Raw genomic sequence first — 11,794 nt, 5'->3', positions numbered from 1 at the left:
TCCGACCGCTCGCGCCCATGGGTTCGGGGGAGGTCGATGGCGCCGCCGGGCGGGACAGCCCTGTGTGGCTACGACAGTGCGGTCAGGCCCGGCGCGAAGGTGATCAGGAGCGGAACCAGGGGCACCAGCGCCGCCACCGTCGTCGTCAGGGCCCGGTTTCCGCGGCCGAGACGGGGCGGGGGCTGGAGGAGACGGTCGACGCGTTCGCCGAGGAGGCGGTGGCTGGAGGCGCAGGACAGGACGCCTCGGTGCTGGTTGAGTTCGATGAGAGCCAGGGCGGTGGTCAGGTGGCCGCAACGCCGGGATGCCGTGTCGTCGGCGGCGAGTTCCACCAGCCGGTGGGTCTGGTCGCAGAAGTGGGCGAAGAGGGGGATGCGGGGAAAGCCCGTGGCCAGCGCGGTGGAGAGGTGCAGCAGCCAGTCGTGGCGGGCGCGCGCGTGACCGCGCTCGTGGGTGAGGACGGCGTCGAGCTGGTGGTCGGTGAGGCGGTGCAGCGCCCCGGTGGTGACGACCAGTTGGGGCGGATGGCCGGGCATCCACCAGGCGTCGGGGTACTCGTCCTCCAGGACCAGCATGGGGCCGCGGGCGGGAGGCAGACCGGCGGGCAGGTCTGGGGCGCGTTCCCGCAGGTGCGCCCGCGCCTGGCCGCGGCGCCGGCGGGCCTCGACGAGTTCCCGGGCGATCATCGCCGTGGTCCAGGCGGCCCCGCAGGCCAGCAGCACGGTGAGGGCGACCGCCCACGGCGGGGCCGTGGACAGGTCGTACGCCGCGGTCACGGCCGGCGGTGCCGGGGCGAAGACGTGGTCGCGGACGGTGTGGAAGACGGCCGCCGCACCCAGGACCAGGGCCGTCAGACAGCACAGCAGGACGGTGGCGACCAGGCACTGCCACACCCACAGCGCGACCACGGGTTCCCGGTCCGGCCATTCGGACCGGGTCAGCGCACGCGGAACCGGCACGGCGGCCGTCACGGCGACGACACTCAGCAGGAGCAGGCAGACAGTCATGCCACGGGCTCCGGGTCCTGTTCGGGAGGGTGCGGCCAAAGGGCAAGGTGGTGCGGGGCGGTGCGGGGCGGTGCGCGTGTCGGCACCGCACATGCATCGCCTGCCGTAAGTATGACCGCGCGGGCGACAGGAGTCAGGGGCAAAGCCGGACGTCTCCCGAATCGCCCGGCGGGAAGCCTCCGTGACGCCCGGCATGAAGCTCCGGGACGCCCGGCTGGAAGCCTCCCACGACGCCCGGCGAGAAGTTCCGGGACGCCAGGCAGGACGTTCGCATGACGCCGGGCGGGAAGTTCCCGTGAAGCCGGGCGGGAGGTTCTCGTGACGCCCGCGGGAAGTTCGGTGACGCCCCCGCGGGCAGGGCGACCCCGTTGCTGTCAGCCGTCGTGGTCCGCCGGCACCACCCGTCCGGTGACCTCTCCCAGTCCGACCCGGGTGCCGCCCGGTCCCGGCGCCCACGCCGACATCGTGACCACATCCCCGTCCTCCAGGAACGCCCGCTTGCCGTCGGGGAGTTCCAGGGCATCGCGGCCGTTCCAGGTCAGTTCCAGCAGCGAACCGCGTTCCCGCTCCGTCGGACCGCTCACCGTGCCCGAGCCGTACAGGTCGCCGGTGCGCAGGGAGGCCCCGTTGACGGTCATCTGGGCGAGTTGCTGGGCGGCCGTCCAGTACATGGTGGAGAAGGGGGGTTCGGAGACCACGTGACCGTTGATCGCGATCGAGATGCGCAGGTCGTAGCCGCCGGGTTCGTCGTCGGCGTCGTCGAGATACGGCAGCAGGGGGTGCGTCCGCGCGGGCGGTGACACCCGCGCGTCGTCCAGCGCGTCCAGCGGGGTGATCCACGCCGACACCGACGTGGCGAAGGACTTGCCGAGGAACGGGCCGAGCGGGACGTACTCCCAGGCTTGGATGTCCCGGGCGGACCAGTCGTTGAGCAGGCAGACCCCGAAGACGTGGTCCCGGAAGTCGGCGAGGTCCACGGGCCGGCCGAGCCGCGAGGGCGCGCCGACCACGAAGCCGACCTCCGCCTCGATGTCCAGGCGGACGGACGGGCCGAACACGGGCGTCGCGTCGGAGGGGGCCTTCCGCTGCCCGGACGGTCGTACGACATCGGTGCCGGACACCACCACCGTGCCCGCGCGGCCGTGGTAGCCGATGGGCAGGTGCTTCCAGTTGGGCGTCAGGGAGTCGGCCGCGTCGGGGCGGAAGATCTGGCCCACGTTCCGGGCGTGGTTCTCGGAGGCGTAGAAGTCGACGTAGTCCGCGACCTCGAAGGGGAGGTGCAGCGTCACCGACGACAGCGGGTGGAACAGGGGCTCGATGACCTCCCGGTGGGACGGCACGGTCACCCACGCGGTCAGCGCACGCCGTACGTCGGACCACGCGGTCCGGCCGGCGGCCAGCAGCGGGTTCAGGGACGGCCGCGCCAGCAGGGAGATGTACGGCGAGCCGAGTGCCGCGGCCGCCGCGCCCGCGTCGAGGACGGCGTCGCCGAGCCGCACACCGACCGTCCGCTCCGTGGAGCCGGGGAGTGAGAACACGCCGTACGGAAGGTTGTGCGGGCCGAAGGGGTCGCCCTCGGGGACATCGAAGGGGGGCATGGAGTGCTGCCTCACTTTCGTGCGTTCCGTGGTCACCGGGTCGCTCCGGTGGCGCACCACACGTTACGGCTGTGTCACCGGTCGTGGGCAGGGGCCGCCGGGTCGGCCGCATCCTGTGGCGCTCCGCTTTCGTTCGTGTGCGGGAAGTTGTCCACAGGCCGGTACGCAATCTTGACGCAGTGGTGCGAACAGGGAGACTCTGGACGGGTGCCGGAAGGCCTCGGGGAGGGGGCTTTCCCACGGCACTTCAGGGGGGCTCATGGCCATTGGGGAGGCCGGCCTCGTGTCGGCGCGCCCGGACTCACAGTCGCAACGGACCAAGCGGCTGGAAGAGATCATGCGCGGGCGACTCGGTCGGGAATGCGTATACGTACCGTCGTGCCGGTTCGGGTTGTATCTGGCGCTGCGCCACTGGTGCCCGCCCGGCGGGCGGGTGCTGATGTCGCCGGTCAACGACGACGTCATCCTCTTCGTGGTGCTCGCGGCCGGGCTGCGGCCGGTCCAGGCACCGCTCGACCCGCTGGACGCGTCCATCGACGTCGACGCCGTGCCCGAAGCGGTGTGGGGTTCGCTGTCGGCCGTACTGACCACCAACCTGTACGGCAATCCGGACCCGGCTCCTCGACTGCGCGAGCGGTGCGACGCGTTGGGGATACCCCTGTTCGAGGACGCGGCGCACGCGATCGGCAGCGAGGTGGGCGGCCGGCCGGTGGGAGCTTGGGGGGACGCCTCGGTCTTCAGCCTGTCCAAACACGTCGGCGCCAAGGCGGGCGGCATGCTGTCCGTCGCCGATCCGGGGCTGCGTGAAGAGCTGGAGCGGACCGGCCGTGATCTGCTCGCCCCGGGCCGGCCCACGGCCGAACTGGCTTACGCCGTACGGCCGTACGCGGAGGCGGCCGTGCGCGGTCTGCGCCTGCGGAGCGCCGCCTGGACCACGATGCGACTGCTGGGACTGATGGAACGCGAGGAGATCCGGATGCCGCTGCGTCCGGAGGAACTCGCGCGCGCCGGCGACTCGGCCCCGGGCCTGGAGGCGTACGACCCCTGGGTGCGGGTGGACATGCACGACTACCGTCTGCGGTCCGGGCGGCTGCGGCTCGGCCGTATCGGCCGGAGGCTCGGCCGACTGGACGAGACGCTCGCGGCCTGTCGCGCGGGTACGGAACTGCTGCTGTCGACGAAGTGGGCGAAGCCGGGTGCGGCGAGCGGGTCCGGCGATCCCGTCCAACCCCTGTTCCGGGTCCCGTTGTTCGTGTCGGACCGGGACGCGGCGATCAGGGCGCTGGCGCGGCGGGGCATCGTCGTCGGCTATCTCTACGACCCACCCCTGGACGACTACGCGGGCGCGCCCTTCACCGATCTCTCGCCCGCCCCCGAAGGGGCCCGCTGGTTCGCCCGGCACGCGGTGCCGGTGGATCCGCTGCGGGCCCGCGTCGTCATCGACGCGTTGGAGGAGTCCGGGGCCCAGCCGGCCGGGGTGGCGCCTGCACTCGCGTCGGGAGAGGCGGCACCGGCGAACAAGGGTGAATTGGCACCCGAGGGCCGGGTGGCCGAGGGGCAGTTGGCCGAGGGGCCGGTGTCGAGAGGGCTGGGCCCGTCCCGTGGCTGAGACCCGGGTGCACGAGCGCGCCGCGGTGGACGCCGACGGCGGCTCGGCGACGTCCGGGACCGGGCGCGGGGCCGGTGCCGACTCGATGTTCAAGAACGCCTACTTCCTCATGCTCAGCACCGGGGTCTCCGCCGTGCTCGGGCTGGGGTTCTGGCTCGTGGCCGCGCGCTATTACTCGGAGGAGGCCGTCGGCCAGGGCTCCGCCGCCATCGCCGCGATGCGACTGCTCGCCAGCATCACGGCGACGACGATGATCGGCGCGGTGGTGCGTTTCGTGCCGCGCGCCGGCCGCGCGACCGGTGCCCTGGTGTGGCGGGCCTACGCGGCCAGTTCGGTGGTCGTCGTGGTGGCCTCCGTCGGCTTCCTGTTCACGCTGGGCTGGTGGGGACCGTCGTACGCGCCGCTCGACACGCCCACCGCGGGGGCGCTGTTCGTCGCCGCCTCCGTGGCGTGGGCGCTGCTCACTCTCCAGGACGGCGTCCTCACCGGGCTGCGCAAGGCGGAGTGGGTGCCGGCCGGGAACGCGGTGTTCTCCGTCGGCAAGCTGATCCTGCTGGTCGTGTTCGCCACCAGCGTGCCGGTACTGGGCATCTTCGTGTCCTGGGCGGTGGCGATCGCCTTCTCCACGCTGCCGCTCGGCTGGCTGATCTTCCGTCGGCTCATCCCGGGGCAGGTCGCGGCGGACCGGCACCTGGAGCCGCCCCGGCTGCGGGAGATGGGCCGCTTCCTGGCCGGGGACTCGCTCGGGGCGCTGTTCAGCCTGGCGATGATCAACCTGCTGCCGGTGATGGTCGCGGTCCGTTTCAGCGCCGCGGAGAACGGCTTCTTCTACGTGGCGTACACCGTCGGCGGCACGATGGAGTTCATGGCCATCAACATGGCCTCCTCGCTCACCGCCCACGCCTCGCACGACCCGCGCCAGCTCGCCGACGGAGTCCGTGGCGCCCTGCGCCGGATGACGCTGCTGCTGGTGCCGGTGATCCTGGTGCTGGTGGTCTTCGCCCCGCAGATCCTCGCCCCGTTCAACGAGGACTACTCCAGACACGGTTCGACGGTGCTGCGGCTGCTCGCCATCGGCGCACTGCCCCGGGTGGCGGTGGAGCTGTACATCGGGGTGCTGCGCGTCCAGGGCCGTACCGGAGTGCTCGCCGTGCTCCAGGGCACCATGTGCACGCTCGTGCTGGGCAGTGCGGCCGTGCTGTTCGCGCCGACGGGCATCGACGGTGCCGGGTGGGCGGTGGTCGGCAGCATGACGCTGATGGCCCTCGTGTCCATCCCGGGCCTGCGTTCCGCGCTGCGCGGTACCGGCCGCGCGTCCACCGACCTGACCCGGTCTTCCGCGGGCCCCGCCTACGGAACCCGCTGGGCCCAGCTCAACGCCACCGCGGGCTACGGCACGAGCTGGGCCCGCCGGGCCGCGTACGAGCAGCAGGAGTCCAGCGAGGACACGGTCACGCTGTTCATCGGACACCCCGGGTACGAACGCGAGGCACTGGAGGCGGACACGCTCGCCCTGATCGTCCGCCGGCCCGCCTCCGAGCCGAGGCCGGTCAGCACGGAGGGGGGTCCGGCTCGGCCGGACTCCTCGGGCTCCTCGGGTTCCCCGGGGTTCAAGGGTTCTCCAGGCTCCTCCGAGTCCCCAGGCTCCTCGGACTCCTCGGACTCCTCGGCCTCCCCAGGATCCTCGGGTGCCCCTCGGTCCCCTGCTTCCCCTGGTGTGCCGGGTTCCCACGGATCCAGCGCCCTCGTCCGTCCGGGTACCTCGGATGCCCCGGATGCCCCGGGCTCCTCGGGCCCCTCTGAACTCGCCGTCCCCGTCCGCCCGGAGCCCCCGCAGGCCGGCGGCTCCGTTCGCCCCGAGCCCCATCGGCCGCGCAGCCCGCGCCCTCTCTCCGCCCCGCCGCGGGTCTCCGCCGCCGCGCAGCGCGACCGGCTTCCGCGCTACACCCTCTGGTCCCTGCTCGTCGTCGCCGCCCTGTTCTTCTGGGCGTCGCTGCGCCAACTGCCCTGGTCGGGCGGCCCGTCCGGGACGGTCGTGGGCGGCCGGGAACTGGTGGAGAGCCTGCCGCCGGTGGCGACGGCCGCCGTGGTGGTGCTGCTCCTCGTGTACGTGGCCGCCGTGACCTGGTGCGCCCCGGGCGACTCCTGGCTGCCGGGCAGTGCGCTGGGCGTCTTCACGCTCGCCCTGTACGCGGCGCCGGTGGCCCTGGGCCAGGAACCCCGGCCCGTCGGCGGAGCGTGGTACGCGCGGACGGCCGGTTCCCTCGCGAACGGGCTGGGCCTCGACGGGCCCGGTCCGCTGCTGCGCTGGGCGCCGTCCGTCCTGCTGGTGCTGGGCCTCGTACCGCTGTGGTGGCTGCTCGCGCGCGGGGGAGGGCGGCTGCCGTGGCCCGGGCGTTGGGGGGCCTTGTATCTCGCCGCGGTGGGCGGCTGGGGGTGGCGGCAGGCACTCGCTCCGGTCGCCCTGCCCCTGTTCGTCCTCCTCGTGCTGCTCATCCTGATCGTCCTGCTCGCGCTGCTTCCGTCACGGCTCCGCGACACCCGCGCGGTCGAGCTCCGCGACACCCGAGCGGCCGAGCTCCCGAACCCCGCACAAGGCCGAACGACGGGTTCGGAGACTCGGCAGGAACAGACCCGGAGACCGATCGAGAGACCGACCCAGAAGCCGCTTCACGGACCGGTTCACGGACCGGTTCACGGACCGGTTCGCAGACCAGTTGACGGACCGGTTCGCAGACCAGTTGACGGACCGGTTCAGAGACCGGTCGAAACACCGGTCCAGCGGCCGAATGACATCGGATCCGGCAACGGATTCACAGACTGAGCAAGGGATCGACGAGCGCACCAGCCGAACCACCGAAGCCGAGCGGCCCAGCCGGCCGCGGAGCGAAGCCGAGCCGCCAGGGGGAACACCGTGCGTCCGCCAACAACTTCACGGGAGAGATCCGAACCCGAGCGGGTGCCGGGCCCGGAGTCCTCCGCCGGCCCGGAAACGCAGCCCGGAGCGGTGCCGGAGGCGACCGCCTCGCCCGGGTCGGCCCGCGCCTCGTCCCCTGCCGGGTGGACCGCCGCCGTCCGGCACCCGCGGAAGACACCCGACCGTTCCTCCCAGGAGTCGCACGGACCCACCGACGAACCCATGACGGACCTCTCGGAACTCTCGGATCTCTCCGACCTGCCCGCCTGGCCTCCCCGGCGTCCGCCCGGCTTCTGGCCGGCTCTCCCGCTGCTGGCCGCGCTCGGCCTGTGGGCGTACTCGACGGCGCACACGGACGTCTCCGGCCTCGACGACTTCGGACTCGTCTCCGCGCTGCACCCGACGTTCTGGCTCGGCCTGATCGTCCTCACCACCGGCTTCTGGTTCACCGTCCGCGATTCCCGGCGCCGCGACGCCTGGTCGCTCGCGTACGTGCTCGGGTTGCTGGTGATGGAGCGGGCCACGCAGGCCGTTCTCTATCCGTCCCCGCTGTACGCCTGGGCCTGGAAGCACGACGCCGTCATCGACCACCTGCTGACGTCCGGAGGGCTGCAGACCTCGAAAGAGCTCGGGGACATGGCGGTGTACGACCAGTGGCCGGGCTTCTTCGCCGCGCAGGCCGCGCTGGTGCGACTGGTGGGAGTGGACTCGGCCGCGGCGTACATGGCCTGGTGGCCGCTGATCTCGAGCCTGATGCTGCTGCTGCCCCTGCTGTTGATCTACCGCACCTTCACCGCGGACCGCCGACTGATCTGGACCGCGGTGTGGGTCTTCTACGTCGCCGACTGGGTGGGCCAGGACTACTTCTCGCCGCAGTCCGTGGCCTTCGCCCTGCACCTCGGCGTGCTGGCCGTGGTGCTGCGCCGGTACGGTCGTACCGGAGGGTTGGCGGACCGGCAGCGGACCACCGGGTGGACGGTGGTGATCACCGTGATGATCGTGGCGATCGTCATATCGCACCAGCTCACCCCGGGCATGCTGCTCGTCTCACTGGCCGCGCTGTGCCTGACCCGCCGCTACCGCAACTGGGTGCCGCTGGTCACGACATTGGTGATCTTCCTGGCCTGGTGCCTCACGGCCGCGCTGCCCTTCCTGTCCGCCGCGCTGCCCGACATGATCCGCTCGGTCGGCGACGTCGGCGGCAACGTCTCCACCGGATACGGGGCGACCCCGACCGGCACCGGAGCGGTGGCGACCTCCTGGGCGGCCCGGCTGTTGTCGGGCTCGGTGCTGCTGCTCGCGGTGGTCGGTGTGCTGCGCCAACGCGTGCTGCGGCACCGGGCCCTGCCGCTGCTGTTGCTCGCGGCTGCCCCGCTGCCGATGTTCGCGGCGAGCAGCTACGGCGCCGAAATGATCTTTCGGGTGCTGATGTTCATGCTGCCCGGCGCGTGCTTCTTCGCCGCCGCGGCGCTGCTGCCGAAGGTGCGCACCCTGGCCGCCGACGCGGCCGCGCGGGAGACCCGGGCGCAGGTCGCGGGCTCGGGACGGGCAGGAGGCGCGGGCTCGGGAAGGGCAGGGGTCGCGGGCTCGGGACCGGCACGGGCTGCGGGCGAGGGCCGGAGGAAGGACGTGGGCCCAGGCAGGGGAGGGGGTGCGGGCACGTGGCGTGGGCGGTTCGGCTCTTCCGTCGAGCGGTACGGCACCTGGGTACCGCTCCTCGCGCTGCTGGCCGGGACGCTCGCGTTCGTGCCGAGTTACTCGGGCAAGGACCGTATGAGCTACTTCCCGCCGCAGGAGGTCGACCTCGTGCAGTCCCTGTTCGACCGGGCGCCCGAAGGCTCCATGGTCGTCGCCGCCGACCGGAACTACCCCCTGGCCTACGCCTCGTACTGGAGCGTCGACCACTACTGGTTCCTCGAGGACGACAGACACCACGTCGACGAGATACTGCGGGACCCGGCCGCCACACTCGCCCGCGACATGTCGGTGGTGGATCCGCCGGGCCGCGCCTACTTCCTGCTCACCCAGGGGCAGGTGGCCGACTCCGAGATGAACGGGCTGCTCACCGGCGCCCAGTTGGCGCGCATCCAGCGGTCGGTCGCCGCGTCGCCGCGCTTCGAGCTGGTGGAGCGCAACAGCGCCGGATCGGTGTACGTGCTGAGGGGAGCCGTCCGATGACACCGCAGGAACTCGTGACCCGCGTACTGCCCCCCTGCGGCGGGTGGCTGGCCCTCGCCGCCCTCGCTCTGCCCGACGCGTCACCCCTGCGGGCCGCCGCCGTCGTCGTCTTCCTGACGGCGGGCCCGGGTACGGCCGTGGTCAGGATCGGCGCGGCCGCGCTGGGATCGCGGCCCGCGCGGGGGCCCGTCGACCGGCCGGGCACGGACTTCGATCAGCACTCCGACCTGCTGGAACGGCTGATGCTGGTGATCTTCCTGAGCGTGGGGGTCGTACTGCTCACCGCGACGGTGCTGATCGCCGGCCACGCGTTCAGCGGGCAGCGTGTGCTGCTGGCGCTCGCCGTGCTGACCACGCTCGCCGCGTTCTGCCCGCCGATGCGCGCCTCCCCGACGTCGAGGACACGGAAGGGTTCCGCTCCGTGAGGTCTGCCCGTCCCTTTCACCGTATCCATGGCGCCGTCGTCCGCGCCCACGGCCGCCTGCGCCGTACGACTCCTGGCCGGCACCGCAAGCCGGACGCGCAGCCGAACCCGCACGTCGAGCCGCTCGACGAGCCGGTCAACGACTCGCCCGACGACTCGCCCGACGCCCCGCCCGGCGACTCGGTCGACGGGCCCGCCCCGCCCGGCCGCCGGCGCCTGTTGACGACCTTTGCCGTCGCCGTCTGCGCGGTGCTGGTGGCGGTGCTGGTCCTGCGTGACGCGTCCGGGCCGCCGGGGCCGCGTTCCGGAACGGCCGCGGGCTCGGGCTCGCGGGCCTCCGCGCTCGGCGGTGACTGCCGCCCCACCGCACTCCTCGAGCCGCCCTGCGGAGCCTGGTTCGGCGCGTTCGTGCCGCACAGCAAGGACGATCTGGAGGAGAAGGTCCTCGCCTACGAGAAGCACGTGGGCCGCAGGCTGGACATCGTCTACACGTACCACGACATGTCCCGCGTGGAGGGCGTCCGCCGGGAGGGCCAGCTCCTCACCGACGACGAACAGGCCGTCGGCAGGGACCGCATGCTGCTGTTGTCCTGGGAGAGCAAGTGGTGGGGCGGCACGAAACAGCAGCAGCCCACCTGGAAGCAGATCGCGGCCGGCGACCTGGACGACACCGTCATCGACGTCCAGGCCGAGCGCATCAAGGCCTACGGCGAACGCACCGGGAAGAAGGTGTTCCTCTCCTTCGACCTGGAGATGGACACCCGTACGCCGGCCAGTGGCAGTCCGGAGGACTACGTCGCGGCGTACCGGCACATCCACGACCGGTTCGCGCGGCTGGGCGTCGGCAACGTCGTGTGGACCTGGATCATCACCGGATACCTCGAGCACGCCGATCTGTTCCAGCGGCTCTACCCGGGCGACGAGTACGTCGACTGGATCGGCTACAACCAGTACAACTACTACCGCTGCCACAACGCCGACTGGCTGTCCTTCGAGCAGACGCAGACCGCCACCCACACCTGGATCCGCACGCACCTCTCCGACGACAAGCCGCTGATGCTGTCCGAGTTCGGCACGGCCGACGACCCGTCGACGCCGGACCGGCAGGCCGGCTGGTACGCGCAGGTGCCCCGGGTGCTCAAGGAACTGGACGGCGTCAAGGCCGCACTCCAGTGGAACTACCGTGACCCGGGACGGTACTGCGATCTGGCGGTCGCGAACGACGACGCCTGGGACGGACTGCGCAAGGCGGTCTCGGACCCGTACCTCAACCAGCCGCTGGACTGACCGTGTCCGGCTCAGCCCGCGAACTCGGGCCCGCGCACGACCGCGCGGGCCCGCCGGTACCAGCGCCACGCGACCGTCCTCGGCGCGTCGCGGTACGGCGCCACCCGGGCGCCCGTGCCCGCCAGCCAGCCCTCGACGTCGGCGACCGTGTGGCTCCGCCGGACGATGAGGCGGGCGATGCGGTACCGCTCGTCCCGGTCCGAACTGAGCGCGTGCCGCACGGCGGTCGCCGTCTCGTACCCGGCGTCGGCGGACATCGCCCGCACCCGTGAGCTGTTGTAGCCGTGCGGATAGGCGAGGTGGCGGACGGGATGACCGAGCGCCTCCTCCAACACCGTTTTCGACGTGCGCAGTTCGTACGCCAGGTCCTTCGCGGAAAGCGTGTCCAGCTGCGCGTGGGTGACCGTGTGGCTGCCGACCTCCATGCCGAGATGCTCCAGTTCCGCCGCCCGGTCCAGGGTCATCATCGGCGCGGGCGGCAGCAGGCTGCGCCCGCCCGGGGCGATGGCGCCGGTGGTCAGGTACGCGGTGGCCGGCAGCGCGCGCTCGGCCAGCGCCTCGGCGGTGGGCCCGGGCAGGTCGGCGAACCCGTCGTCGAAGGTGAGCAGCACGGGCCGGGGCGGCAGCGGCGCCCGCCCCGCGAGGTGGTCGGCGACCGCACCGATGGTGACGGGCGTACGGCCACTGTCGACGACGGCGTCGAGGTGCGCCGCGAACTCCTTCGGTGTGACGGTGAACTCGGCGATCCAGTCGGGCGGATCGTCCATCACGGCG

8 protein-coding genes are annotated in these 11,794 nt (G+C 72.4%); 5 read left to right on the top strand and 3 right to left on the bottom strand.

What is annotated here, in order from left to right:
• Window positions 1-68: 68 nt before the first annotated feature.
• Window positions 69-1,007 (bottom strand): M56 family metallopeptidase, encoded by a 939-nt coding sequence (locus OG985_RS20370; protein ID WP_371669764.1) that lies wholly within the window; start codon window positions 1,005-1,007, stop codon window positions 69-71.
• Between the two features lie 374 nt (window positions 1,008-1,381).
• Complete coding sequence (fahA, locus tag OG985_RS20365; protein ID WP_371669763.1) at window positions 1,382-2,605, bottom strand: fumarylacetoacetase; 1,224 nt, start codon at window positions 2,603-2,605, stop codon at window positions 1,382-1,384.
• A 259-nt stretch (window positions 2,606-2,864) separates the two neighbouring features.
• Here fahA and OG985_RS20360 point away from each other — a divergent pair, with 259 nt between their 5' ends.
• The 5 genes from OG985_RS20360 (at window position 2,865) to OG985_RS20340 (ending at window position 11,020) form a co-directional block, all read left to right on the top strand.
• Window positions 2,865-4,214 carry a DegT/DnrJ/EryC1/StrS family aminotransferase gene (locus OG985_RS20360; RefSeq protein ID WP_371669762.1) on the top strand — a complete coding sequence of 450 codons (1,350 nt, stop codon included), beginning with the start codon at window positions 2,865-2,867 and terminating at the stop codon, window positions 4,212-4,214.
• Window positions 4,207-7,038, top strand: a complete 2,832-nt coding sequence (locus tag OG985_RS20355) for a lipopolysaccharide biosynthesis protein (protein ID WP_371669761.1) — start codon at window positions 4,207-4,209, stop codon at window positions 7,036-7,038. The genes OG985_RS20360 and OG985_RS20355 overlap by 8 nt, the downstream gene beginning before the upstream one ends.
• A gap of 315 nt (window positions 7,039-7,353) precedes the next feature.
• A complete protein-coding gene (locus tag OG985_RS20350; RefSeq protein WP_371669760.1) occupies window positions 7,354-9,309 on the top strand; it encodes a glycosyltransferase in 1,956 nt (651 codons plus the stop codon).
• The gene (locus OG985_RS20345) at window positions 9,306-9,734 is read left to right on the top strand and encodes a hypothetical protein (RefSeq protein WP_371669759.1); all 429 of its coding nucleotides are present in this window, start codon (window positions 9,306-9,308) and stop codon (window positions 9,732-9,734) included. Before OG985_RS20350 ends, OG985_RS20345 begins: the two co-directional genes overlap by 4 nt.
• Window positions 9,731-11,020, top strand: coding sequence for a glycosyl hydrolase (locus OG985_RS20340; RefSeq protein ID WP_371669758.1), 1,290 nt, complete (start codon window positions 9,731-9,733; stop codon window positions 11,018-11,020). The genes OG985_RS20345 and OG985_RS20340 overlap by 4 nt, the downstream gene beginning before the upstream one ends.
• 11 nt (window positions 11,021-11,031) lie before the next feature.
• Here the strand turns inward: OG985_RS20340 and OG985_RS20335 are convergent, their stop codons facing one another.
• The gene (locus tag OG985_RS20335) at window positions 11,032-11,787 is read right to left on the bottom strand and encodes a polysaccharide deacetylase family protein (protein ID WP_371674443.1); all 756 of its coding nucleotides are present in this window, start codon (window positions 11,785-11,787) and stop codon (window positions 11,032-11,034) included.
• Window positions 11,788-11,794: the final 7 nt, after the last annotated feature.

The organism is Streptomyces sp. NBC_00289, from assembly GCF_041435115.1.
Lineage (GTDB): Bacteria > Actinomycetota > Actinomycetes > Streptomycetales > Streptomycetaceae > Streptomyces.
Note: the sequence above shows the minus strand (reverse complement) of the source record. Positions and strands in the feature narration are given on the sequence as shown.

What these genes read in the sequence shown, in the direction of transcription:
- OG985_RS20350 (WP_371669760.1), top strand. Translation starts at nt 7,354, where the DNA reads ATGACGGACCTCTCGGAACTCTCGGATCTCTCCGACCTGCCCGCCTGG.
- OG985_RS20370 (WP_371669764.1), bottom strand. Translation starts at nt 1,007, where the DNA reads ATGACTGTCTGCCTGCTCCTGCTGAGTGTCGTCGCCGTGACGGCCGCC.
- OG985_RS20345 (WP_371669759.1), top strand. Translation starts at nt 9,306, where the DNA reads ATGACACCGCAGGAACTCGTGACCCGCGTACTGCCCCCCTGCGGCGGG.
- OG985_RS20360 (WP_371669762.1), top strand. Translation starts at nt 2,865, where the DNA reads ATGGCCATTGGGGAGGCCGGCCTCGTGTCGGCGCGCCCGGACTCACAG.
- OG985_RS20335 (WP_371674443.1), bottom strand. Translation starts at nt 11,787, where the DNA reads ATGGACGATCCGCCCGACTGGATCGCCGAGTTCACCGTCACACCGAAG.
- fahA (WP_371669763.1), bottom strand. Translation starts at nt 2,605, where the DNA reads ATGCCCCCCTTCGATGTCCCCGAGGGCGACCCCTTCGGCCCGCACAAC.